This is a genomic window from Lacimicrobium alkaliphilum, assembly GCF_001466725.1.
Classification (GTDB): Bacteria; Pseudomonadota; Gammaproteobacteria; order Enterobacterales; family Alteromonadaceae; genus Lacimicrobium; species Lacimicrobium alkaliphilum_B.
Window position 1 is genome coordinate 1,365,525 of record NZ_CP013650.1, and the last position, 22,885, is coordinate 1,388,409.

The following is a 22,885-nucleotide window of genomic DNA, read 5'->3' on the forward strand; positions in this document are numbered from 1 at the left end:
TAAAAACTGGCAGTTGGAGGGCAAAGTCGGACAACAGTTCCCTGAAACACAAACTCTGTTACAACAATGTCAGGCGTTATAAAAATAAATGCATATTTTTCAATTGGTTAATTAATTCTGATTAAATAAATAACCAGAATTGTTCAGTTAGTATGCGGATTCTAATTTAGCGGCGTAATCTTAGCAGCGTCGATACATAACGGAGCGAAACAATGACTAAATTAGACAGCATCAAAAACACAGTAAATGACGCCGAAGACTTTGCCCGCAAAATCTGGCTGGCAGGCCTGGGCGCTTACGGTAAGAGCCTGGACGAAGTACAGGGTCGTTACGAAAAACTGAACGCCGACGCATCAAAACTGTTTGATGAGCTGGTAGTCAAAGGTACCAAACTGGAAACTGAAGCCAAAGGCAAAATCAAGGCGAAGACCAATGTCGAAGCCCGCGTTGCCGAAGTACGTCAGAAGCTGGGCCTGGACAAGCCTGAAATGGAGCAGAAAGTCGATGAACTCTCTGCCCGTATTGATGCCCTGACTGCTGCCGTTGCAGCACTGGCGGAAAAGCAAAATAAGGCGTAAGCCAATTTTTGTGAGGACGATAAGCCAGGGAGTGGCCTGAATATTGTGATCACCCTGCCAACGGGTAAAGGTGATCTGTACAGACCCTAAAAAGGAGAGTCATGGTGAAGACAATCAAGAAAGTCGAAAAAAGCGGACGCAATACCTGGTTGGCCGGCCTCGGTGGGTATGACACCAGTCGTGATGTGGCGGCAGAAAAAATCGATCAACTGGTTGAAGGCACCGGCTCGACTATTGACAGCCTGGTGAGCCGGGGTCAGTTGGTAGAAGCGGATCTGAAAAAACGTCTGCAACTGCCTCAGTGGCTGAACCAGAGACTGGCGACCATTCGTGCCAGCCTGAACCCTGGCCAGCAACAGCTTCAGACTGCTACCCATAAGCTTGATCAGGCGCTGAATACCTTAGAAGCCGTGCTTGAGAATGTTGAGCAGGAGCAGAAAAAGGCAGAGCAGGCTAAGAAGGCTGCTGCCACTAAAGCCGCAGCCGCGAAAAAAGCCGCTGCGAGTAAAAGCACAAAAGCTAAACCAGCAAATGCCTCTGCGGCTAACAAGACCACTGTTGCTAAGCCAGGCGCAAGTAAAAGCAGCTCAGCGACGGCCAGTGGGGCGAAGAAAAGTACGGGCAGCCAGTCAGGTACAGCTCGCAAGACCACAAGCCGCAAGACGGCGGCAAGTCGCACCAGGTCGAAGACCAGTGACACCAAGAGCAACAGTAACAGCTGATTGCAGGAATTGACTGAAAAGCCCGCTAAGCATAAGCGGGCTTTTTTATGGGAAAAGTAGCGGAATTGAAAAAAACCGGCCGCATGCTGGTATCAGGTCGAATGACAGACGTGGCTTTGGGTAACTTTATGGCTTTACATCAGAGGATTATTCCCAGCCAGGTAATAGACAGACCCAAAGGCTATTTTCCGGTGCCGGCCCTGCGCCAGATGCAGGGCGAGTATCTGAACCTGGCCAGGGATGTATTCAGTCAGCAGGTCGCCCGGCAGCGTAACCTGTTTGACATGGCCTACATAGACCAGATGCTGGCCAGCCCCCAGGACTTCACCGGGCCCTTCGGCTCCAGGCTCTGGCAGGTGACATTACTGGAACTTTGGTTGCAGGAGCTTGGTATACACCACTAATCTCAAAACCCCATATTGGGTCACCGGGTATATCAGCCCTGGGCTGTCATTGTGGCTGAATCGCATACTGCTGGAGTGTTTTAAGAGGCACTACCTTTAACGCAGCTTCATGCACTGCGGCCAGAACGACGCCAGGGGCAACTCCTGCTCTGTGGGCTTCAAGCCAGCGACTGGCACAGAGGCACCAGCGATCTCCTGTTTTAAGGCCAGGAAAATCATACAAAGGGTTAGGGGTGCTCAAATCATTGCCCTGAGCCTTTGAGTATTCCAGAAAGGCGTCTGTCATAATGGCGCACACACTGTGATTACCAATATCACCTGCAGGTACATAACAGAATCCTTCGCGGGTAAATCCGCCATTACCACAACAGAGTTGCAGTGGCTCGCCGAGAACATTTTTTGCATTTGCCATAGTCATCCTTCGTTGTCTGATTCGTATAAAGATACAGATTAGAGCGCGATAAGATCAGATGTGATCCGGACTCGGATAATCATTGATCTTGCTTGTAAGAGAACCGTCTTGGGGTTGAATAAATACTCAGTGTTGTCACAGCGATTAAAATCAACAACATACCCAGTATTTGCAGGACTGTGAGACCTTGATTTAAAACCACGACACCAAACAATGAGGCTGTGACCGGTTCGATCATCGCTACAACTGAGGCTACGGCCGGAGCCGTGTAGTTAAGGCCGGCAATATAGAGGATGAATGACAACCCGGCACCCAGTACCCCAAGCACCGCAAAGAGAGGCCAAACCGGCGAATTCAGAACCGCCACTATCCTGTTGATATCGCCGGGCCAGATAAGGATCGCCACCAGCACCGTGAAGGTGATCATCAGAATGGCCTGCGGACTACCATGCGGAGCTGCATACTTGAAGCCGAAAATAAATGCCGCGTAGGATAATCCGGATAGCAGTCCGGTTGTTACACCCAAGGGAGTAACAGCGCTGCTGCTGATGTCATAAATACCAGTAAGCAACACTATGCCAAACATTACGATGGCAATCGCAGCCCATTTCAAGCTTGTAGCACTTTCCAGCTTAAGTACAAACGACACAAGATAGACAAACACCGGCGCGCAATACATCAGTGTCGCCGCTACTGCTACGTTGCCCTGTGCAATGCTGATAAAATAGAACAGAAAGTTGCCGGCTACCCCAATCCCTGCGATTACCGCCCAGAACCATAACTTCGGACTGGTCAGCCCGCTTCCCTGAGGACGCAATGCAAGCCAGACCAGAACAAATAACAGCCCGATCGCGCCACGGAAAAACGCCACCACAAAGGCATCCCAGCCTTTGGTCATGAGAATAGCGCCGATCCCGCCAGACAACCCCCAACACAGTGCTGCCAGTGCCACGAAGACCGTTGCCATTTTGTAAGATGGAATCCACCGCATTGACGGTGGCGGGTGCGAGACCATTGTGTAGATCCTTTGCTATCAATTGCGGTCGGGCAATGCATCGCTATCAGGATCAGCGTAGTTGATATGGCAACAGGGATCTAATCTGTGTTTAATGCGCGTTAAAAGTGCTGACTGGTCGGCTCAAAGGGTGACTCAACATTGGCGTCGTTGTATTTGCCGACGGAATCTTCGATGACTTCACTTGCAATGGCGGTTTCCTGTTCGCTGCGGGTATTAGCCACCAGTACAACCTGACCGTTTGCGATCGCATCTTTGACCAGATCTGAAAGCCAGCCATCCTTTTTTCCGGAGCTGTCTGGTGAGCCTGTGGCGCCAGTTGCGGCTCCGATTAAACCGCCAATACTTGCGCCCCAGCCGATCAGCATCAGTGGAGCAACCAGCGGACTGGCCACAAACAGTGTGACGCTGGAAGCCGCCAACGCTACGCTGCCCAGCGCACCGATACCTGAACCAGTTGCGGTACCAATTGCGCCGTCTACTAATATATCTTTTAGTGCGGCATCGCTCTTGGCTTCCTGTGCCGACGAGACGGAAGCCGAATTGGCTGAGAATATCTGTATTTGTTCACGCGGTAAGCCTTTTTCGACCATCCTTGAAAGTGCGCTTTGGGCTTCGTCGCGAAGGGGAAAAAATCCCGATACATGATGGCAATAATCGTTCATGGTATTTCTCCTTAGATGTCCTTCATGAGAGGGGTGAAGTTCAAGTTTGTCTGATGAAAGTGATTGGGTCTGTACGCTGGCAAACAGAAAGAGCCAGGCTTTTAAGGTGACAGCGGTGTTGTGAGCCCCTATACCGCCCGCCTGAAACCTTAACAGCAGAATGCGGGCGAAAAAGCAGGGCGGGAATTTGTATTCGAATAAAAGATCTGTCACCGTTTTATAGTGCGAGTGCTGATCAGTCATGCAGCAAAGAGGTCGAGCCTGATGAGAAAATCAATCCGACATACCCTGGTGGCCTTGTTAACCCTTCTTGCGTTAGGGATTGGCTATCTATGGCTGACCTTTGCCAGTTCCTTTGGCTACAACCCGCCCGGTAATTTGCCTGTGGTAGATGACGACGCCACCTATTCTGTATTTGTCTATGGCACGCTCACCAAGCCCTGGGTACGCTGGCTGGTGATGGGGCGTGCCGGGGACAGTGAACCTGCCGAACTGCCCGGTTTTCGTAAAGAGGCGCTGGATATTAAACCTGAGGATGGCGCAATTACCCGGGGACAGGTAATCAGCGTAAGTGCCGATGAACTCAGAGCACTGGATCGATACGAGCGGCTGGGAGTGCGCTATGAGCGGGTTGAACTGACGCTGGAAAATGGTCAGTCAGCCTGGGTATACCGGCTGATGGAGCCGGTACTGCTGGAGATTACCGACGAGATTTCAGAGTAATCCAAAGATTCATAATCGTTGCAACTGAATATCAATTTTGTCGTAGTACAAGGTGGTTTTACCCTCAAAGCCGGAATCCGTGCCTACAAATAACCAGATACTACCATCACTGCCGGTAGTAAATTCAATGCGACTGTCGCTGGTGCTGGCCAGTACCTTCTCTACATATTTGCTGCCTTCACAGTTGGCGTCTTTGGCGGCAATATCGCCGATGATTTTGGCGTTTTTACCGTTATTGTTTTGTACGCCCTTGTCCAGATTAAGGTAATAGTCGGCCTGCCTGGGTTCCTGCTCGCCGAAACCGAATTTCATCCACACCGCTTCACCGGGGGCACCGCCTATACCCATACAGCCCTCACCGGCATTGGTCAGAAGGTTAACGCTGATATCTGCCTGGTAGCGGCTGCTGGGCTCCAGTCCGGTAAAATGGCCTTTGATGTACATAAACAAGTCGTCGCTGCGATTGTGGCCTGACAGCATAAAGCCTTGTTTCTGACTATCAGTAGGCAGGGGTTTCAGACCAGAGCTCAGTTCATGGGTGTCGGGATCATCGGGCGGATAATCGGAAAAGCCGGCTTTCCAGCCGTGGTCGCTTTGTTCAAAGTCAAAGCTGTAAACGGGATCTTCTTTGTTGCCGCCACTGTTAAGCTCAAGTTCACAGCCGCCCAGAAGCAGGCTCAGGGCCAGCACTGAAGTGATTTTATTGTACATGGGGTGTCTCGTTGATGAATTGGCTCTTATCCTAGGTAAGGCCAGGACTGTTATCTGTATCAGTTGTTAATCGGCCTCCGTCAATTTGTAAAAGGTTGTAGGCAAGACTCTCACTTTGTTTTTTGTGGTGTAACGCGGTGTTTGGCAGGGCCGATGCAAGGAACTGGCCCCATTTGTATGATTACGGGATTGTATTATTGAGCGTTGTTTATAGCGTACCAACCGCTAATCATGAATGCCTGAAAAAAGCGTACGGGTAAATGGATGCCGCTTTGCTTAAGGAGAGCTTCAGTTTCAGCCGGCGGGATAACGGTGAGCATGTCTCGTAACGTTAAAGGAAGATTGGCCAGTGATTCAGCGCTGGCCCCCATCAGTGATTGCACTGTTACCCAGTTTTTCAGCATGGACGCAAAGGCGTCCGAGTTCAGATCATAGCTAATTTCTGTGCTGACTAAGACGCCATTCACGCACAGGCGACGCCACATTTGCTGATAAAAATGTAATCTGTCTTCGCGCTTCACAAAGTGAGCAACCAGGATACTCAGAACGGCATCAAAAGCTGGCCCGGAAGGCACGTCCTCAATATATCCATGAATGAGTTCACAGCGGTTCAGTACGCCAGCTTCCCAGAGTCTTTCGCGGCATACATCAAGCATTCCAACAGATGGATCGACGCCAACAAATGTCCACTCAGGAAATGACGTTGACAGCGACAGTATTTCAGCACCCGTGCCAACGCCAACACAAAGCACGCGGGCGCGAATGGGTGCATTCTTTAAGATAAGACCAATCAGGAAATGCATATTTTTGGCAATAGGAGACAGCGCCGAGTTACGCTCATCATAAGCTCTTGCGGCTTCCGAAAAATGGCTGATGGTGTCTGACATTCTTTTCTCCGGAATAGTTAAGTAACTTTTATTGTTACATTGAGGGCTGATAAAAGGCAACACATGTAACTTAGAAAGTTCCATGATAAAGTGCTAAGTCAAAACAAGGTGAACTATGAGAAAAGACAGCAGACTTTCGCGGGTGCTGCACATACTGGTGCATTTAGAAGCGATTAACCAGCCCGTGACGTCCGAACGTATGGCAGAGATGATATCGACAAATCCGGTGGTCGTGCGCCGTACTATGGCACTTCTGCGCGAAGCCGGTTATGTCACTTCTGCCAAAGGGCATAATGGTGGCTGGCAGCTGGTTAAGCCTCTGAAAAGTATAACCTTGCTGGATATCCATCAGGCACTTGGTGAGGGCCGCATTTTTACCATTGGTCTGACCGATGAGCACAGCCAGTGTGTTATTGAGCAGGCCGTCAATGCCGCCTTAAAGGACGTTATGAATGAAGCGGAGGCGTTAATGCTGCAGAGATTCGGGCAAATCACGCTGGATAAATTAGGTACTGAAAAAATATCCGGTTACCTGCAAAAAGGCTGAGTTAAACACTTTAACTGGTGTTCAGTTAGTCAGCGGCATGGATGCTCAGAACAGCCGCTTTCCTGTGATGGCAATATAAAGGGCGACTACGCCAACCAGCGAATACACCAGCTCAAACGCCCCAATGTCAGCTATTCCTTCCTCCAGTGCGGTGGCGATAAGCATGTATCCAAGCACTATTGAAGGCAGGCCTGCAATACCAATTAAAATGCGAATGGCTGGCGAAAGTCCGGGTTTGTCTGCTGTGTTATTCATTGAGTACTCTGTTTATGTTTTTGATGGCCTGATCTGACGGGCCTTAAGACCATACAAGCCACCGCTGAATGAGGCAAGACCAGTGACAAGAAACCGGGGCATTACCGGAACTGGCAGGGAAGGGGTTATCTCTTTTCTTCCATAAGCCCCACCAGGTTGCCGTCAGGGTCGCGAACAAAACCCGTCCAGAGTTCATGGTCAGGCATCCTGGCCGCAAGCTGTGGGATACGCTCGTTTTTGGCTCCACGACTAACGATGGCGGCATGTACGGCTTCAATATCAGCAACGTTGAAATACAAAATCGAATTTGCGCCTGTCGCACCTGCGCCCTGGGGAGTACTGAGCATCAGTCGGATACCATCCGCATTTAGGAATGCAAGCTCGGGGCCTGCACTAAATAAAAACTCTAATCCCAATACGTCACGGTAAAATTCCAGGGCTTTTTCTACATCACTAACAGTAATGGCTATCTGGCCGATGGTGGATAGTTTTTCTGACATTTTGATGTCCTCTTAGCAGGTGTTTGTGACCCTGTTCTCAGTTAACCCAAAACTTGATTGCTATTGGCGTTAGATACGCCAATAGATGATTTTATTTCTGTTTTTAATATAGATAGCTGGTGATTTAAGTTTTTGTGCAAGCCGTCAATTTTCCGCTTTAGCTTTACGTCAAAAATATCCATCTCTTGGAATATCGGTGCAAGGCATATTCCAATCCAAACTAAGAAAACGGCAACGTCAAAGTAGGATGGGCTGCCTTTAATGAGGCTAGGATAATGACCAAAAAGGTAGTAACCAATTACAATTACTAGAAATCCCCATCATACAGTCTTGAAATTCTCCGAACTCCTCATGCTTCTCCTGGCTTGGATAGGGGCTTATAACGGGTTCACCTAAAGAAGGATTCCGTGATTAAGTGCGGAAGGCTTTCATGTTTCAGGGTTTTTTAGCATGTTTTTTAGTCAGATACTACTGCTGGCCGGTGGCTTGCAGCGGTGGGAGCAGGGCGCTGTTTAACGCCGGAAGATTTCTCTGTTTGTGATTTATGGTGGGTTAACTGTGCGGGTGAACAGTTAAAAAAGGGGGCCGCAGTCGGGCCCCGTACAGTGAGATTTCTTAGCTGGAAATACTGTATCGGAGACCGGTTAAGCTGTCTCCGATGCCAGATCTGTTTGGCTGTTTGTCTGCTGGCAGAAAAACAGCGCGCAAGTTCTTTAACTTCCCGTATTTGCCAGTTTGTGTGCGGGTTTTTCTTCTTTGCCCGAGAGTATCCGTACCTCGCGCTGTTTCAGCAGCTTCACATAGTGGTTAAAGGTTTTACTGATCTTGGTGCTGCGCTCAATAAGATCCAGTTGTGGCCAGGTGGCGCGTTCACCTGCGCGGATAAGCTCTTTAAGCCCCTCTTCAGTGGGGTTGGTGAGCAGGTGCTTTAGGCTGCCCAGGCTGCGCCGGGGCAGAATATTGATATCACCCTCATATTGCTGATCAATAATGGAGCGCAGTTTATGGATCCCCAGTTTGGTGGCATTACCGGGTATCAGGTTCTCCATCACATCAAAGGCATATACGCCGTTGCTTTTGGCCAGATTAACCAGGTGTTTTTTGGTCAGCGCATACAGGCCTTTGCTGTGCTGTTTGGTGCGAGATAAAAATGGCACCGCCAGCGGGTTGGTCTGGCTGACAATACTGTGGTTAACCCCGTACAGGCGGGCCAGGCGGTCAAAGGGCATATCGGCCATCAGTGAGCCATCGGCAAACCGGCGGCTTGGAATGTAGGGGACTATCTCACCGGCCTGATTCCGGGCTTTTAACTGCACCGGGTCAAATACCCAGGGAATGGCGCAAGAGGCGCGCACAGCCTGCGTAATAACCGCATTAGGTGAGGTTTTAGCGTTCAGCAGGCGCGAATACTGGTGTAAATCTGCCGGTGATACGGTAATGGTGACCTTACGCCCGGTCAGGTTGTAGGCATCCTCGAAGGTCATAAGATCAAACAGTTCGATCAGTGCGTTTTCCAGATTGGTGCTGTCCAGCCAACTGCCTTTCTTGAGGCCGCGCCAGCTGCTCCATTTCTGGAAGCGCTGATAAATGTTTTCTGCGGTGAGCATTTCCATCAACTGCGCATCGGTGCGGGTGGCCACCAGCGCGGCAATAATGGAGCCGGCACTGGCGCCAGAGATCACCTCTGGCAGCAAATCGTGTTCGAGCAGCGAGCGCACCACACCGCAGTGGAAAAAGCCTAATCCCGCACCGCCACTTAACATCAGGCAGCTCTGGCCATAGGCAAAAGAGGTTTCTTCAAAAAACGACAGTTTTTCATGAAAGTCGATATCGGCCTCATCGGCGGCGTAGATAAAATCCAGTGCCGCGCAGACTTCATTGAGAAACTCCTGGATCAGCACTTTCGTGCCAACTTTGCAAGAATGGGTCAGATCCGGGTTGGCAATATTGCCAAGGTTACCGTGAATGCCTTCATGAAGAATAAACATCAGGGCCGGGGCATCATTGGTGGCGCGGGCGTCTTTCATCCGCTGTACGCGTTTTCTGATCAGTTTGTAATCATAATCGCGGGATTTATCTTCTGCTTTCCATGCATCGGCACCAGAGAGGCGATCATGCTCAAGGCTGGCTTGCAGGAATTCCTGGTAGCTTTGTGCCCCGGCTATTGCCTGCTCAAGATGTTGTAAAGATTTGCTGTTGGCCATTTGCTGCTGCCTACATGGTTGATTCATGATACCGATTTAATGCCAATTAATTTGAAACGACAACCTAATTAGGGTTCGATTATTAAAGGGTTTTAGATTGACCATTCTAACTTCTGTGGTTAGCCTGAAGCTCTCCCGGTATTCCGATAATAATAGGCACTAAAGATCTGATATGGAATGGAATAGTGAGTTATTGATCCTGTTGCTGATCCCCATCATCAGTGCCTTTGTGGGATGGTTTACCAATTATCTTGCGGTGAAAATGATGTTTTATCCGCTGGAGTTTGTGGGCATACGGCCTTTTTTCGGCTGGCAGGGGCTGATTCCGGCTAAACGGCGCAAAATGGCCGAAATCGAAGTGGAACTGGTACTCGGCAAGCTGCTCAGCGTAGAGGAAATCGTCAATCGTCTGGATGCCGGGCTGCTCACTCAGGCTATTCAGCGGCGACTCAAACAGGTACTTAGGCGTATCGTCAACGATGTAATGCAGGAAGCGGCGCCAACACTCTGGTCTGCGCTGCCGGTGCAGGGCAAGAATCTGGTTTACGCCCGTATCGAGCTGGATATCCCCAATGTGGTGGCAAAAATGGTCAGGGATTTTCAGCAGAATGTTGGCGAGATCCTGGATATCCGCGAACTGGTGGTCGAGCATTTGTCTGATGATCCTGAACTGATTAACGAAATCTTCCTCAAGGCCGGAGCCAGAGAATTCCCCTTTATCGAACGCTCAGGCCTGTATTTTGGGTTTCTGTTCGGACTTCCCACCATGCTGGTGTGGCACTTCTATCAGTTGTGGTGGATTCTGCCCTTAGGGGGCCTGATTGTTGGTTATGCCACCAACTGGATCGCCATCAAGATTATTTTTGAGCCGAAACGGCCCACCAAAGTGGGTATGTTTACCTTTCAGGGCATGTTTTTGAAACGCCAGAAGGAAGTCTCCAGAGTCTATTCGGATATCATTCAGGAGCGGCTGCTGAATTCCCAGACTATTACCCATGCGGTGCTCAAGGGCTCCGGCTCGGCGCAATTACTGGAATTGATTGAATTGCATGTCAATGACGCCATTGAGCGATACGTGGCCGTGGCCCAGCCTTATTTTGCCCTGAGTGTGGGCTCTGATGATTACTTCAGAATGAAAGAGCTTGCAGTACGGCGCCTGTTCGAGGATTCTGATAAATTCCTGCGCTATGCCCATGATTACGCCAACCAGGCTCTGAATATCGGCGATGACCTGTGCCTGAAAATGGAAGGGCTGAGCCCGGAGGAGTTCGAAGGGGTGCTGCGACCTGCCTATAAACAGGATGAATGGAAGCTGATCGTGGTGGGCGCCATTCTTGGTATGCTGGCGGGCTTCGCTCAGCTATATTTTGTATTTGGCGGTTAATCACAACCAAAGGTTTTTTACAGGGAATTGTCGATGAAGGTTTTTTTCTCTGCCTGTTTATTGTTTTTGTCTGTCGGAGTGGCGCAGGCGGCCTCGGTCTGGGAGGTGACCTCCAAAGATGACAACGTCCTGTACCTGGGCGGAACGCTGCATCTGCTCACCGCTGAGGATTATCCGCTGGACAGCGCCTATAAAAGCGCTTATCGGCTGTCCGACAGATTGATATTTGAAACCGATCAGGCGGTGCTGGAGACTCCGCAATTCAAACAGGCCCTGATGCAACGTTTTGCGCTGGCAGAGGGAGAAGAACTGTCTGATTTTCTGGCGCCACAAACCTATGATGATTTACGAACAGCCCTGAAAAAGCGCGGCATTGCCGTGGAATCCATGCAGGGCTTTAAAGCCTCGATGGTTGCGCTGACCCTGACTATGAGTGAATTTCATCGCCTTGGCTTTACTCAGCCCGGTGTAGACAAGTACTTCTACAATCTGGCGCTTGAGGATGGCAAATCCACAGGTCAACTCGAGACGCCGGCCCAGCAACTGGATTTTCTCACCAGTATGGGTCACGACAATCCGGAACAGTTGATTCGTTACACGCTCAAAGACATCGACCAGATGCCTGAAATGATTGGTCCGCTGCGCCAGGCCTGGCTGGATGGTGACCTCAGGCAACTGGACAAACTCGGACTCAAACCTATGCAACAGGAATACCCGCGAGTGTACGAGGTATTGATTAAAGAGCGTAACCGGCAATGGATGAAGCAGTTAATACCCATGTTTGCGTCAAAACAAACCCATTTTGTGCTGGTGGGAGCCCTGCATTTAACCGGTGAAGATGGCTTATTGATCCAGCTCAGGCAACAGGGCTTTAAGCTGAAGCAACTTTGATGTCGCCGGGTATAAGGGTTTTCATCCTCACGGATTAGCGCTAGGCTGGTTATACCGGCTGGTCTGATTGGTATTATGTCAGCCGTCTCAGGGGGCGAAAAAGTGGCAACTAAAACCGCGGAACGGATACTCTTTACCAGTCTCGATCTGTTTAACGAACATGGCGAGACCGCTGTTACCAGCGTGGATATTGCCATGGAACTGGATATCAGCCCGGGTAATCTTTATTACCACTTTAAAGGCAAGGAAGTGATTGTGCTGGCACTGTTCGATATGTACCGGCACAAACTTAGTCGTATTCTCGCTGCCCCTGATCCGGATCTTTCTTTGCAGGACTTCTTCTGCTTTTTGTATCTGTCGTTGGATTGTTCATCGTTGTTCCGGTTCTTATACCGCAACCCGACCGATCTGATGGAAAAATATCCGGCCCTGTCCAGGGGCTTCAGGCAATTGCTGCTGACCCGTGAAGAGACCGTCGCCAGACAACTGGATTACCTGCGCCGGAATCAGCAACTGAAATTGCCTGCGGATTCCCTTGCGCCACTCAGTGAACAGATTGGACTGGTTTTCAGTCAGGCCGCCAACTATTATCTGATTAAAGAGCAAATGCTTGATCAAAAAGGCTTTATTCAGAAGTGCCTGGGGAGCATCCTGTTTTTGTTGCGGCCTTATCTGAAGGGCGACAGTGAAGATGTCGGGGTGTTGAAAGAGCTTATCGGTGAACTGCGGTTTAATCAGGAAAGCAGTGATGAGTAAGAAGATCAGTTTTTTAGACAAGGCCTTTTGGATCACTGAGAGTGAAGACAGCCCCAAACATGTGGCCAGTCTGCAGATTCTGGCCCTGCCAGAGTCAGCCGATGAGAACTATCTGCCCAATCTGGTCAACACCTTTCGCAAATTCGATCAGGCTGTCTGCCCCTTTAATACAGTGGTACAACGGGTGTTGGGTTTTCCCTGGGCCCTTAAGCCAGTGGATAAACTGGACATGCAATACCATGTGCAGTACCACGAAATAGACGATGTGTCAGACCGTCAGCAGTTGCATCAGTTTATTGCCCGCTTGCATGAGCCACGGCTGGATCGTGAGCAGCCCCTTTGGCAGTATCATATTATCAGCAGCCGTCAGGGCCGCCAGTTTGCCATCTATGTGAAAATTCATCACATCTATGGTGATGGCGCCACTCTGATTCGCTGGTTTCAGGCGGCTTACAGAGACAAGCCACAAAACGACGATTTCGCTCCGGTCTGGGCCCTTGAGCAGCCCATCAGAAAGCGGCGGGCATGCCACTGGTTTAAGGGGCTGATGACCAACTGCTGGCATTTTATCCGCACTATCACCGATCTGATCTGGATCCTGTTCCGCATTCTTGTCAAATTGCTGCGAATTAATACCCATTATATGCCGGTGCCTTTCACCGGTACCCGCACTGTGCTAACCGGGCAAGTGCACAAGGGCAGGGTAGTGGCGACAACGGATCTGGATTTTAAGCGGGTACAGGCGCTCTCCAGGCGTTTGCGGGCATCGGCGAATGAAATTCTGTTGTGCTGTTTTGATATCGGCGTGCATCGGTTTTTAAAAGATTATGGCCACAGTTTTAAGCGGGCCCTGTATACCAATATGCCGATCAATTTAAGAAAACCCGGCGAACAGGTTGGCGGCAATAAGATTGCTATTGTGCCGGTAATGCTGGCCCATGGTGAAACAGACCCATACCTGCGCCTGCGCCAGATTATTGAAAACCACCGCATCGTAAAACATGCGGCCAGGCGCTCAGAGCCCGGTGCCTTTGCCTATTACACCATTCTGATCCAGTCGGTGGCGCTGGTGTTTGAATTGCTGCGGGTCTCAGACTGGTTCAGGCCCATCGCCAATATTCTGATCTCTAATGTGCCGGGGCCGAAGAACAGGCGCTATCTCAAAGATGCCGAATTACTTGCAGTCTATCCCATCTCAGCCATTACACCCGGGGGCGGGGTCAATATTACCCTGCTGACCTATGGCGATACCGCTAATATAGGGCTGGTATGTACCGACAGGCGTATCAACTCACTCGATAATATGGCTCATTATTTTAATGAAGCCTTTGATATGCTGGAGAAATGTGTGGATGATCCCAGTCTGACCATCGACGATATTGGTGAGCGTGTGGAAGATGATATGCGCTCTATAGTTGCCGAGCAGGAGATTCATGAAAATGGTCATTAAAAGACAACTTGTATGTGGTGGTGTGGCGCTGATGCTGGTTGCCTGTGCCACGGTTAAAACGGTTCCCGGGGCAGAAGATGTCCGGCTGTTGAGTGCCGCAGAACTGGTAAACTGTCAGCGACTGGGTTCAGCCTCCGCCCAGGTGATGGATAAAATCACCTTTGTGGAGCGGGATAAGGAAAAGATGGCGAAGGAGCTGCTGAAACTGGCTCAGAATGAGGCGGTGAAGATGGGAGGCAATGCCCTGCAGATAGCCAGTGACATCAAAAACGGCAGTCGTCAGTTTGATGTTTATCGCTGCTAAATAAGCCTTCCTGATAGCATCAGCTGTGCCAGGGGCGACAAGTCATAGTCAGGCCAGGGCCTCAGAACAGAAATGCCAGCACCTGCTTTTCGGCTCTGACCTGCTGGCCATACTCTGCAAATAATCTTTCATCCAGTAGTGCGTTATCAAGCTTGTATTCGGGCTTATGTTGCTCAAGGTAGGCCAGCAGTTGCTGTTCAATTTGCCCTTTATGGTAATCCAGTATGCGCTGCTTACTGCCGTTGATATAAAGTTTCAGGTATTGGCTGAGATCGCCGTACAGACTGTTTTCCAGCATACTCATGGCGCTACTGATACTCAGATCAATACCCAGATTCACCATGCTGCTCAGGGGCCCGGGTAGCAGTTTTGTGAAAACCTCTCTGGCATCTTTGACCGCGGCATAATTGTCTTTAACCAGATGGGTTTGCAGTAACCTGATATTTTTGGCGCGGAGCATGCCCTGAGGTTTGTCAAAGGTGGGTGAGGCGCAAAGCGTAATCAGCAGATGTGCCTGATAAAGCGGGTTACCCAGAACGTCGACTTTAAATTCGCACAGCAATGCCGTTTGTATCTGGTCATCACCAGGCAGACTGGTAGTGGCTTCAATGACGTTAATGCGCCCCTTACCATTGGGAATACTGATACTGAAGTGCAGCGGAAGGTGGGGTTTTAGCATGGCATCGAGTTCAGCTTTATTCATTTCTACACGGCGCAATCTGCCCAGCCGTACCATCAGACTCAACAGCCAGTACTTTAACCTGCCAAAGCGCCCCGACTCCATGCGTATCACTGTTTGTTGTCCCCACTCGTTTTACCGACTAAGCCACTGTTATCAATAAATAAATTATATAAAAAGTGGATCTTTGACCCATTATCAACAATATTTTAATGCACTTGGCCTGATCCAGCTCCCATCATACGGGATTGCACCCGGAATCCGGTAGTCGTTCAACAATAAACACAACAAAGGTGGTTGATTTATGTTTATTCCAAGCATGCTGCTAAAGCAACTCTATAACAGAGGCTCGCTGGTGAATACCGGTGATGGTGTCAGGTTTATGCTCAAGAACCGCTTAAAAGACGCCCATGTGACCGAAATAAGCGAGGTTCGTATTGGTGATAAAACAATTCCCGAGCAGCAAATCAGTCTGCAACTGGCTGACGGGCAGAAAATGTCACTGAAAGAGTTTAATGAAATTGGCAGTTACGACTTCCCCCTGAAGAGCAGCATTGCCGTGTTTATTCATCAGTGCCAGCCACTTCCCAGACAGAAACACGCGGTTTTTGTAAGCTTTAAGGCTTCACCCTTTGGCACCCTTAAGTTTGAAGTGGAAGATGTGGTTACCGAGGATAAGGTGGCTGAGAACAAGATTCCCCGTGACGAAATGGACGACTATGGCGAGTCAATTATAAAAACCCGTCAGCAGTATTTTGAGAAGTTCAGCGGTGCGAAGATCAACCATGTGGGCAAGTATTCTATCGACCCCCAACAGTTGCATGGCAATATTGAGCATTTTATTGGTGTGGCGCAGGTGCCTATAGGCATAGCGGGTCCCTTTACCATCAACGGAGAACATGCTCAGGGAGAATTTATGATCCCGCTGGCGACTACTGAAGGCACATTGGTAGCGTCCTACAACCGGGGCATGAAATTACTGAATATGAGTGGCGGTGTAAAATCCACCGTAGTGGATGATGCCATGCAAAGAGCTCCGGTATTTGTATTTGAAGATGCCAGGGGAGCCAGGGATTTTGTCCAGTGGGTGAAGAATAACTTTGAGACCATCAAGGCCGAAGCCGAATCCACTACCTCTGTGGGTAAGCTCACCTATATCGATAATTTTCTGTCGAATAAATTTGCCTTCTTGCGTTTTAACTTCAAAACCGGTGACGCCGCAGGGCAGAACATGGTAGGTCGCGCCACCTTTGCGGCCTGTGGCTGGATCCTTGACCATTACGAAGGTATTAAAAACTTTTATCTGGAATCTAATTTTGCCACCGATAAAAAGGCATCTCATATAAATATCATGCGCACCCGTGGTAAAAGGGTGACAGCCGAAGTGACGATAAAACGGGAGCATCTGCTACAGGTGATGCGGGTGGATCCGCGGCAAATTGATTACCATGGCCGGGTCGCCGGCGTGGGCTCTTTTCTGTCAGGTGTTAATAACACAGGGCTGCACTCACCCAATGGCATTACCGCCATGTTTATTGCCACCGGCCAGGATGTGGCCAATGTCTCGGAATCTTCTGCCGCCATTCTCTACTCTGAACTGACCAGTGAAGGAGACTTGTATCTTTCTATCACCATCCCGTCGCTGATTGTCGCCACCCATGGTGGTGGCACCGGCATAGGCACCCAGCGGGAGTGTCTGGAACTGCTGGGATGCCATGGCAAAGGAACAGTCAATAAGTTTGCAGAGATTGTAGCGGCAGTGGTACTGGCAGGGGAAATTTCATTGGCATCTGCTATTTCATCTTCGGATTGGGTCTCATCCCATGAGCAATACGGCAGGAACAGATAGCGATAAAGGTACTGGTTTTCTAATTCCTGATTCACTGGTACGATGTGTTGATTGGCGGGTGTTCCGCGCAGGCAGATTGGCAGCATTGTGGCAGTGACAGACTTAAAAGACTTTGACTATATCGTAGTAGGGGGCGGGTCAGCCGGTGCTGCACTGGCGGCAAGGCTATCTGAAGATCCTGCCTGTCAGGTATGCCTGCTCGAAGCCGGTGTGCCTGACAACAATCCGTTGATCCATATTCCTTTCGGCCTGGCCCTGTTGACCCGCTTCAAATCAATCAACTGGAATTATTACACGCAGCCTCAACAACATCTGGATCAGCGTCAGCTCTACTGGCCGAGGGGAAAAACCCTGGGGGGATCGAGCTCTATTAATGCCATGTGCTATATCCGTGGCGCGAAAGAGGATTATGATCACTGGCAGCAACTGGGTGCTTCGGGCTGGGACTGGCAGTCGGTATTGCCTTACTTTAAAAAATCCGAGGATCAGCAGCATGGTGAAGATCCCTTCCATGGCGTTGGTGGCCCACTGGCAGTAAGTGATCTGCGCTATCTGAGCCCGATAACCGAACGTTTTATTCAGGCCGGAAAATCGGTGGGCCTGAAGCATTTGCAGGATTTTAACCGGGATAATCGCGAAGGGATTGGTGCCTATCAGGTCACCCAGAAAAATGGCCAGCGCTGTTCTTCGGCAAAGGCCTATCTCAGCGACGTCAAAAACCGTGAGAACCTGCATATCATTACCCGAGCAGCCGTGCGTCGCATCCTGTTCGAGAAGTGTCGTGCCACCGGCGTTGAGTTACATTCAGATATCGGAACAAAAACGCTCACTGCCAGCAGGGAAGTGCTGTTATGTGCCGGTGCTATCAACAGCCCGCAGTTGTTAATGCTGTCCGGTATCGGTCCTGCACAACATTTACGGGAATGCGGTATCGAGCCGCTGATGGATTTACCTGGGGTGGGGCAAAATTTACAGGACCACCTGGACGCCATTGTGCAATATCAATGTAAAGGTGCCGGTGGTTACGGCCTGACCCTGAGAGCTCTGCCTGGGTATCTGCGCGCCGGTTGGCAATACCTGTTTGACCGCAAAGGGTTATTGACCAGCAATATCGCCGAGGCAGGAGGGTTTGCCTCTACCTCAAAAGCCGGCGGAATACCGGATATTCAGTTTCACTTCTTACCCGCCATATTAAAAGAGCATGGCAAAACGCTGGTGGGGGGCTATGGCTTTGGTTTGCATGTGTGCTGTTTATATCCAAAGAGCCGTGGTCAGATCCGTCTGAATAAGGCCAGCCCGTGGGCGCAGCCGCTGATTGATCCTAACTATCTTGAGCACCCTGATGACCGCCAGGTGATGCTCGAAGGGGTAAAACTGGCACGCAGAATACTGGAGGATGACATTTTTGCTGATGTACAGGGTACAGAAATGCTGCCGGGCCAGAATGTCGTTGATGACGAAGGGGTACTGAGTTTTATCCGGGAGCATGCTGAGACCATTTATCATCCTGTTGGTACCTGCCGAATGGGCAGTATCGATGATCCTATGACCGTGGTCGGCCCTAATCTGAAAGTAAAGGGCATTGAAGGTTTAAGGGTGATCGATGCTTCTGTTATGCCGACCCTGATCGGTGGCAATACCAATGCGCCTGTGATTATGATCGCTGAAAAAGCGGCGGATATGATTCGTCTCGGTGATTGATTCTTTAAATACAGCGACTTATCCGCACGCTATTAGTAGATCCTTGTACTAGAATTTGAAATTTACCTGCTAAAGAGTACAATCACCACCTAACAGGTCAGACCACTATATAAGGATCTTTTATGCCTACCAGCAAAAAATCAGCTGCACCCCGTGTGGCGACCCAAAAAGGCGATCGCATAGCCATTGTCAGCGGATTACGCACCCCTTTTGCGAAGATGGCCACCTACTTTCACGGTGTTCCGGCCGTCGATCTCGGCAAAATGGTGGTCAATGAAATGTTGGTCAGGGCTAATGTCGACCCTAAGCTGGTAGAACAACTGGTCTATGGGCAGGTCGTGCAAATGCCCGAAGCGCCGAATATTGCCAGAGAAATCGTACTGGGTACCGGCATGTCGGTACATACCGATGCTTATAGTGTTTCCAGGGCCTGTGCGACAAGTTTTCAGGCTACAGTCAACATTGCCGAGTCGATGATGGCGGGCAATATTCAGGTGGGGCTGGCTGGTGGTGCCGATTCTACTTCCGTGTCGCCTATCGGGGTTTCAAAGAATCTGGCCAGGGCTCTGGTGGATCTGCAAAAAACTAAAACACTGGGGCAGAAGTGGAATGTGATCAAGCGTCTTGGCTTTAAAGATCTGTTACCCGTACCGCCGGCTGTGGCGGAGTATTCTACCGGGCTTTCTATGGGGGATACGGCTGAACAGATGGCTAAAACCCATCAAATCAGTCGCGAAGATCAGGATGCGCTGGCGCATCGCTCTCACAGAAATGCAGCGAAAAGCTGGGAGGAGGGCAAACTCAAAGACGAAGTGATGACCGCCTATGCCGAACCCTATAAAGGCGCGCTGGAGCAGGATAATAATGTGCGCTTCGACTCCAAACTGGAAAGCTACGCCAAGTTGCGACCTGTGTTTGACCGTAAATACGGTACCGTGACTGCTGCCAATGCGACGCCGCTGACCGATGGCGCTTCGGCAGTGCTGATGATGACAGAGAGCCGCGCCAAAGAATTGGGCTATACGCCGCTGGGCTATATTCGCAGTTACGCGTTTTCGGCCATAGATGTGTGGCACGATATGCTGATGGGGCCCTCCTACGCCACGCCCATCGCCCTGGACCGGGCAGGCATGACCTTAAAGGATCTGACCCTGATCGAGATGCATGAAGCCTTTGCTGCACAAACTCTGGCCAACATAAAAATGTTTGCCAGTAATACCTTTGCAAAGGAAAAGCTCGGGCGGAACAAGGCCACCGGCGAAATTGATATGGATAAATTTAATGTGATGGGCAGCTCTATCGCTTATGGCCATCCCTTTGCTGCTACCGGTACAAGAATGATTACCCAAATGTTAAATGAACTGAATCGTCGTGGCGGCGGAACCGGTCTGGTTACCGCCTGTGCTGCAGGGGGCCTGGGGGCTGCCATGATTCTGGAAACGGAATAAGGAGGCAATAATGTCAACAAATAAGAGTGCGTTTAGTTTATCGCGTCGTGAAGACGGTATTGCCATCCTGACCATGGATGTACCCGGTGAAAGCATGAACACCCTCAAGGCCGAATTCGCCGAGCAAATATCCGAACAACTGGATGAAATTGATAAAGATCCGGGCGTTAAGGGGCTGGTCGTTGCCAGTGGCAAATCCGGCTCTTTTGTCGCTGGGGCTGATATCAGCATGTTAGCTGACTGCCAGTCCGCCGAGGATGCAGAAGAGTTGTCCCGCTCCGGTCAGCAGATGTTCCAGCGTATCGAAAATATGAAAATTCCGGTGGTGGCGGCAATTCATGGCCCCGCCTTAGGCGGAGGACTGGAACTGGCTCTGTGCTGTCACTATCGCATCTGCAGTGATGAAGATAAGACCGCCATGGGCCTGCCGGAAGTGCAGTTAGGTTTGTTGCCGGGCTCCGGTGGTACTCAACGTTTGCCGAAACTTATTGGCATACAGAAAGCCATGACCATGATGCTGACGGGTAAACAGCTGAGGCCTAAACAGGCGAAGCGGGATGGTCTGGTGGATGATGCGGTGCCGCTGTCAATTTTGATGGATGTAGCGGTGCAGTTTGCTAAAAAACGCAAGCCCAATCGTGAAGGGCCCAAACTCAGCCTGATGAATCAGGTTCTTGAACGCACCCCCTTTGGGCGTAACTTTTTGTTTAAGCAGGCGCGCAAGAAGACGCTGACTAAGACCCGCGGCAATTACCCAGCCCCTGAGCGCATCATTGACTGCATAGAGGCAGGGGTCAGTGGCTCCAGAGGCTATGAGAAAGAAGCCCGCTATTTTGGTCAGTTGGTGATGACACCGGAATCAAAACAGTTACGCAATATCTTCTTTGCTACCACCGAAATGAAGAAAGAAACCGGTGTTGAAGGGGTTGAACCTGGGTCATTGCACAGAACAGCGGTGCTTGGTGGCGGCCTGATGGGGGGCGGAATAGCCTATGTCACCGCGACTAAAGCCGGTTTACCGGTGCGGATCAAAGACATACGCTCCGAAGGTATCGCCAATGCCATCAAATACAGCTATGACCTGCTGATTAAGAAGGTCAAACGGCGCTTTATGCGTAAATCAGAAATGCAGAAGCAATTGTCACTGCTGACAGGCAGCACGGATTATTCCGGTTTTAAGAATGTGGATATTGTGATCGAAGCGGTATTTGAAGATCTCAAACTTAAGCAACAGATGGTGGCCGATATCGAAGAAAATTGTCATGAAAAGACGATTTTTGCTACTAATACCTCTTCCATCCCGATTGGCAAAATCGCCGCTGAGGCAAAAAGGCCTGAGCAGGTGATTGGACTGCACTACTTTTCACCCGTGGATAAAATGCCGTTGGCAGAGGTGATTCCTCATCCGGGAACAGACGATCAGACTATTTCCACCACAGTAGATTTTGCCCGTAAGCAGGGCAAGACACCGATAGTGGTAAAGGACGGCGCAGGGTTCTATGTTAACCGTATTCTTGCACCCTATATGAACGAGGCGGCTAACGTGCTGCTAAGCGGTGAGCCCATTGAGCAGATAGATAAAGCATTACTCAACTTTGGTTTTCCGGTTGGCCCGATGAAATTGTTGGATGAAGTGGGAATTGATATCGGTGCCAAGATTTCTCCCATACTGGTAGAAGAACTGGGCGACAGGTTTAAGGCGCCTGATGCGTTTGACAAGCTGTTAGCCGACGACCGTAAGGGTAAAAAGAATAAGAAGGGCCTGTATCTCTACAGCGGTAAGAAGCCAGGCAAGGAAGTGGATGAGTCTGTATACAGTTTGCTTGGTTTGTCACCTTCACAGCAATTCAGCCACGAGCAGATAGCCGAACGTTGTATTTTGCTGATGCTTAATGAAGCGGCAATGTGTCTGGATGAGGATGTGATTCGCAGTCCCAGGGACGGCGATATCGGCGCCATCTTCGGTATTGGCTTCCCACCGTTTTTGGGCGGCCCATTCAGATATATGGATAGCCTGGGAATCGATCATGTGGTGGCAAGGCTGGAACATTACCAGGGGCTCTATGGTGACCGCTTTGCTCCAGCCGCATCACTCAGGAGCATGGCCGATGAGGGAAAAGGTTTTTACTAGCAACCTCTTCTTAACATAGCTTTAACGAATAAAGAACTAAAAAATAAGTTCGGATTGGTATAATAAGGCTGCCTGTGATCACACAGGCAGCCTTTTTCTTTTTCGGATGCAGATTATGATTATCGGATTATTGGCCTGTCTGGTTTCGGCGTTATTTTGCTATGTAGAAAGTTTTCGCAGTGGCCTGAGTGCCAAACGCTGGGGATTGGCCGGGCTGGTGTTCGGGCCCCTGGTTTTGCCGCTGTTTAATGTAAAAAGACGTATGGCGCTTCGCCGGGTGCGGAGTTTCAGCTGCGCTTATCTGCGAGCATAAAAAAAGAGAGCCAGGCTCTCTTTTTTGAATTCTTCTGCTATTCAGGCAATCCCGAACAACAAGCTTTGCATTATATGCGCACTGAACCTGGCTTCCAGATCTGGGTAGCAGGAGCCTGAGTCTGTACCTGCTTCTTGGCACCATCGGCCGCTTTATCAGCAACAGGGGCGGCAGTAGTCATAACAAGAGCCATTGCATAAGCTTTCAACATGATTTCTCTCCAATCGGGTTAATTATTCTTAACAGCTGTTGTCAGCTGCCGGCAAATACATAGCGAAAGCTGTGCCAGGTGTTGTAACTTATTGAAATGTATACAAAGGTATGGTTATCAGGGTTGCATTTTTTAAAGCTGTCAA

Annotated in this window: 25 protein-coding genes; 15 read left to right on the forward strand and 10 right to left on the reverse strand. The window is 50.0% G+C overall.

What is annotated here, in order from left to right; genetic code table 11:
* Positions 1-212: 212 nt before the first annotated feature.
* From AT746_RS06195 to AT746_RS06205, 3 genes are all read left to right on the forward strand, one after another.
* Positions 213-578 (forward strand): phasin family protein, encoded by a 366-nt coding sequence (locus AT746_RS06195; RefSeq protein WP_062477903.1) that lies wholly within the window; start codon positions 213-215, stop codon positions 576-578.
* 101 nt (positions 579-679) lie between these two features.
* The gene (locus tag AT746_RS06200) at positions 680-1,300 is read left to right on the forward strand and encodes a hypothetical protein (RefSeq protein ID WP_062477907.1); all 621 of its coding nucleotides are present in this window, start codon (positions 680-682) and stop codon (positions 1,298-1,300) included.
* Positions 1,301-1,347: 47 nt separating this feature from the next.
* Positions 1,348-1,704: an asparagine synthase-related protein gene (locus AT746_RS06205; protein WP_062477910.1), complete on the forward strand. Its 357-nt coding sequence runs from the start codon at positions 1,348-1,350 to the stop codon at positions 1,702-1,704.
* A gap of 46 nt (positions 1,705-1,750) precedes the next feature.
* Here AT746_RS06205 and AT746_RS06210 read toward each other — a convergent pair whose 3' ends face one another.
* The 3 genes from AT746_RS06210 to AT746_RS06220 all read right to left on the reverse strand — a co-directional run bounded on the left by AT746_RS06210 (position 1,751) and on the right by AT746_RS06220 (position 4,039).
* The gene (locus AT746_RS06210; protein ID WP_062477913.1) at positions 1,751-2,116 is read right to left on the reverse strand and encodes a DUF2237 family protein; all 366 of its coding nucleotides are present in this window, start codon (positions 2,114-2,116) and stop codon (positions 1,751-1,753) included.
* A 79-nt stretch (positions 2,117-2,195) separates the two neighbouring features.
* Positions 2,196-3,083 carry an EamA family transporter gene (locus tag AT746_RS06215; protein WP_062484016.1) on the reverse strand — a complete coding sequence of 296 codons (888 nt, stop codon included), beginning with the start codon at positions 3,081-3,083 and terminating at the stop codon, positions 2,196-2,198.
* 149 nt (positions 3,084-3,232) lie between these two features.
* Positions 3,233-4,039 carry a hypothetical protein gene (locus AT746_RS06220; RefSeq protein WP_231731026.1) on the reverse strand — a complete coding sequence of 269 codons (807 nt, stop codon included), beginning with the start codon at positions 4,037-4,039 and terminating at the stop codon, positions 3,233-3,235.
* A 21-nt stretch (positions 4,040-4,060) separates the two neighbouring features.
* Here AT746_RS06220 and AT746_RS06225 point away from each other — a divergent pair, with 21 nt between their 5' ends.
* Positions 4,061-4,519, forward strand: coding sequence for a gamma-glutamylcyclotransferase family protein (locus AT746_RS06225; protein WP_062477916.1), 459 nt, complete (start codon positions 4,061-4,063; stop codon positions 4,517-4,519).
* 9 nt (positions 4,520-4,528) lie between these two features.
* Here the strand turns inward: AT746_RS06225 and AT746_RS06230 are convergent, their stop codons facing one another.
* Both AT746_RS06230 and AT746_RS06235 read right to left on the reverse strand, forming a co-directional pair.
* Positions 4,529-5,230, reverse strand: a complete 702-nt coding sequence (locus tag AT746_RS06230; RefSeq protein ID WP_062477919.1) for a hypothetical protein — start codon at positions 5,228-5,230, stop codon at positions 4,529-4,531.
* 194 nt (positions 5,231-5,424) lie between these two features.
* Positions 5,425-6,117 (reverse strand): class I SAM-dependent methyltransferase, encoded by a 693-nt coding sequence (locus AT746_RS06235; RefSeq protein WP_062477922.1) that lies wholly within the window; start codon positions 6,115-6,117, stop codon positions 5,425-5,427.
* 115 nt (positions 6,118-6,232) lie between these two features.
* On the opposite strand from AT746_RS06235, the gene AT746_RS06240 reads away from it, so the two are divergent.
* Positions 6,233-6,664, forward strand: a complete 432-nt coding sequence (locus tag AT746_RS06240; RefSeq protein WP_062477925.1) for an Rrf2 family transcriptional regulator — start codon at positions 6,233-6,235, stop codon at positions 6,662-6,664.
* Positions 6,665-6,709: 45 nt separating this feature from the next.
* Here the strand turns inward: AT746_RS06240 and AT746_RS06245 are convergent, their stop codons facing one another.
* From AT746_RS06245 to AT746_RS06255, 3 genes are all read right to left on the reverse strand, one after another.
* Complete coding sequence (locus AT746_RS06245; protein WP_062477928.1) at positions 6,710-6,919, reverse strand: hypothetical protein; 210 nt, start codon at positions 6,917-6,919, stop codon at positions 6,710-6,712.
* Positions 6,920-7,044: 125 nt separating this feature from the next.
* Positions 7,045-7,419, reverse strand: coding sequence for a VOC family protein (locus tag AT746_RS06250; protein ID WP_062477931.1), 375 nt, complete (start codon positions 7,417-7,419; stop codon positions 7,045-7,047).
* A 713-nt stretch (positions 7,420-8,132) separates the two neighbouring features.
* The gene (locus AT746_RS06255) at positions 8,133-9,623 is read right to left on the reverse strand and encodes a DUF3336 domain-containing protein (protein WP_062477935.1); all 1,491 of its coding nucleotides are present in this window, start codon (positions 9,621-9,623) and stop codon (positions 8,133-8,135) included.
* A 172-nt stretch (positions 9,624-9,795) separates the two neighbouring features.
* On the opposite strand from AT746_RS06255, the gene AT746_RS06260 reads away from it, so the two are divergent.
* From AT746_RS06260 to AT746_RS06280, 5 genes are all read left to right on the forward strand, one after another.
* Entirely contained in the window at positions 9,796-11,007 is a 1,212-nt protein-coding gene (locus AT746_RS06260; protein ID WP_062477937.1) for a DUF445 domain-containing protein, read from the forward strand.
* Positions 11,008-11,040: 33 nt separating this feature from the next.
* On the forward strand, positions 11,041-11,898 hold the full coding sequence (locus tag AT746_RS06265; RefSeq protein ID WP_062477939.1) for a TraB/GumN family protein: 858 nt from the start codon (positions 11,041-11,043) through the stop codon (positions 11,896-11,898).
* 102 nt (positions 11,899-12,000) lie between these two features.
* Positions 12,001-12,654, forward strand: a complete 654-nt coding sequence (locus AT746_RS06270; protein WP_231731027.1) for a TetR/AcrR family transcriptional regulator — start codon at positions 12,001-12,003, stop codon at positions 12,652-12,654.
* A complete protein-coding gene (locus tag AT746_RS06275; protein WP_062477942.1) occupies positions 12,647-14,104 on the forward strand; it encodes a wax ester/triacylglycerol synthase domain-containing protein in 1,458 nt (485 codons plus the stop codon). Before AT746_RS06270 ends, AT746_RS06275 begins: the two co-directional genes overlap by 8 nt.
* The gene (locus AT746_RS06280; RefSeq protein WP_062477943.1) at positions 14,088-14,408 is read left to right on the forward strand and encodes a DUF4156 domain-containing protein; all 321 of its coding nucleotides are present in this window, start codon (positions 14,088-14,090) and stop codon (positions 14,406-14,408) included. The genes AT746_RS06275 and AT746_RS06280 overlap by 17 nt, the downstream gene beginning before the upstream one ends.
* A 61-nt stretch (positions 14,409-14,469) precedes the next feature.
* On the opposite strand, the gene AT746_RS06285 is transcribed toward AT746_RS06280, so the two are convergent.
* Positions 14,470-15,201, reverse strand: coding sequence for a hypothetical protein (locus AT746_RS06285; protein WP_156413640.1), 732 nt, complete (start codon positions 15,199-15,201; stop codon positions 14,470-14,472).
* Positions 15,202-15,391: 190 nt separating this feature from the next.
* Between AT746_RS06285 and AT746_RS06290 the strand changes: the two genes are divergently transcribed.
* The 5 genes from AT746_RS06290 (at position 15,392) to AT746_RS06310 (ending at position 22,529) form a co-directional block, all read left to right on the forward strand.
* Positions 15,392-16,936: a hydroxymethylglutaryl-CoA reductase gene (locus AT746_RS06290; RefSeq protein ID WP_062477945.1), complete on the forward strand. Its 1,545-nt coding sequence runs from the start codon at positions 15,392-15,394 to the stop codon at positions 16,934-16,936.
* Positions 16,937-17,023: 87 nt separating this feature from the next.
* Complete coding sequence (locus tag AT746_RS06295) at positions 17,024-18,637, forward strand: GMC family oxidoreductase (protein ID WP_062484021.1); 1,614 nt, start codon at positions 17,024-17,026, stop codon at positions 18,635-18,637.
* A gap of 122 nt (positions 18,638-18,759) precedes the next feature.
* Positions 18,760-20,085, forward strand: coding sequence for an acetyl-CoA C-acyltransferase FadI (gene fadI, locus AT746_RS06300; RefSeq protein WP_062477946.1), 1,326 nt, complete (start codon positions 18,760-18,762; stop codon positions 20,083-20,085).
* A gap of 10 nt (positions 20,086-20,095) precedes the next feature.
* Positions 20,096-22,216: a fatty acid oxidation complex subunit alpha FadJ gene (gene fadJ / locus AT746_RS06305; protein WP_062477947.1), complete on the forward strand. Its 2,121-nt coding sequence runs from the start codon at positions 20,096-20,098 to the stop codon at positions 22,214-22,216.
* A 115-nt stretch (positions 22,217-22,331) separates the two neighbouring features.
* On the forward strand, positions 22,332-22,529 hold the full coding sequence (locus AT746_RS06310; protein ID WP_156413641.1) for a hypothetical protein: 198 nt from the start codon (positions 22,332-22,334) through the stop codon (positions 22,527-22,529).
* A 70-nt stretch (positions 22,530-22,599) separates the two neighbouring features.
* On the opposite strand, the gene AT746_RS19915 is transcribed toward AT746_RS06310, so the two are convergent.
* Positions 22,600-22,740, reverse strand: a complete 141-nt coding sequence (locus AT746_RS19915; protein ID WP_197414335.1) for a hypothetical protein — start codon at positions 22,738-22,740, stop codon at positions 22,600-22,602.
* Positions 22,741-22,885 lie beyond the last annotated feature (145 nt).

Bases quoted from the DNA above. Each gene is read 5' to 3' on its own strand.
- AT746_RS06290 (WP_062477945.1), top strand. From the start codon at position 15,392: ATGTTTATTCCAAGCATGCTGCTAAAGCAACTCTATAACAGAGGCTCG.
- AT746_RS06225 (WP_062477916.1), top strand. From the start codon at position 4,061: ATGAGAAAATCAATCCGACATACCCTGGTGGCCTTGTTAACCCTTCTT.
- AT746_RS06280 (WP_062477943.1), top strand. From the start codon at position 14,088: ATGAAAATGGTCATTAAAAGACAACTTGTATGTGGTGGTGTGGCGCTG.
- AT746_RS19915 (WP_197414335.1), bottom strand. From the start codon at position 22,740: ATGTTGAAAGCTTATGCAATGGCTCTTGTTATGACTACTGCCGCCCCT.
- AT746_RS06220 (WP_231731026.1), bottom strand. From the start codon at position 4,039: ATGACTGATCAGCACTCGCACTATAAAACGGTGACAGATCTTTTATTC.
- AT746_RS06215 (WP_062484016.1), bottom strand. From the start codon at position 3,083: ATGGCAACGGTCTTCGTGGCACTGGCAGCACTGTGTTGGGGGTTGTCT.
- AT746_RS06310 (WP_156413641.1), top strand. From the start codon at position 22,332: ATGATTATCGGATTATTGGCCTGTCTGGTTTCGGCGTTATTTTGCTAT.
- AT746_RS06240 (WP_062477925.1), top strand. From the start codon at position 6,233: ATGAGAAAAGACAGCAGACTTTCGCGGGTGCTGCACATACTGGTGCAT.
- AT746_RS06205 (WP_062477910.1), top strand. From the start codon at position 1,348: ATGGGAAAAGTAGCGGAATTGAAAAAAACCGGCCGCATGCTGGTATCA.
- AT746_RS06230 (WP_062477919.1), bottom strand. From the start codon at position 5,230: ATGTACAATAAAATCACTTCAGTGCTGGCCCTGAGCCTGCTTCTGGGC.
- AT746_RS06275 (WP_062477942.1), top strand. From the start codon at position 12,647: ATGAGTAAGAAGATCAGTTTTTTAGACAAGGCCTTTTGGATCACTGAG.
- AT746_RS06200 (WP_062477907.1), top strand. From the start codon at position 680: ATGGTGAAGACAATCAAGAAAGTCGAAAAAAGCGGACGCAATACCTGG.
- fadJ (WP_062477947.1), top strand. From the start codon at position 20,096: ATGTCAACAAATAAGAGTGCGTTTAGTTTATCGCGTCGTGAAGACGGT.
- AT746_RS06235 (WP_062477922.1), bottom strand. From the start codon at position 6,117: ATGTCAGACACCATCAGCCATTTTTCGGAAGCCGCAAGAGCTTATGAT.
- AT746_RS06255 (WP_062477935.1), bottom strand. From the start codon at position 9,623: ATGGCCAACAGCAAATCTTTACAACATCTTGAGCAGGCAATAGCCGGG.
- AT746_RS06260 (WP_062477937.1), top strand. From the start codon at position 9,796: ATGGAATGGAATAGTGAGTTATTGATCCTGTTGCTGATCCCCATCATC.
- AT746_RS06250 (WP_062477931.1), bottom strand. From the start codon at position 7,419: ATGTCAGAAAAACTATCCACCATCGGCCAGATAGCCATTACTGTTAGT.
- AT746_RS06245 (WP_062477928.1), bottom strand. From the start codon at position 6,919: ATGAATAACACAGCAGACAAACCCGGACTTTCGCCAGCCATTCGCATT.
- AT746_RS06195 (WP_062477903.1), top strand. From the start codon at position 213: ATGACTAAATTAGACAGCATCAAAAACACAGTAAATGACGCCGAAGAC.
- AT746_RS06210 (WP_062477913.1), bottom strand. From the start codon at position 2,116: ATGGCAAATGCAAAAAATGTTCTCGGCGAGCCACTGCAACTCTGTTGT.
- fadI (WP_062477946.1), top strand. From the start codon at position 18,760: ATGCCTACCAGCAAAAAATCAGCTGCACCCCGTGTGGCGACCCAAAAA.
- AT746_RS06265 (WP_062477939.1), top strand. From the start codon at position 11,041: ATGAAGGTTTTTTTCTCTGCCTGTTTATTGTTTTTGTCTGTCGGAGTG.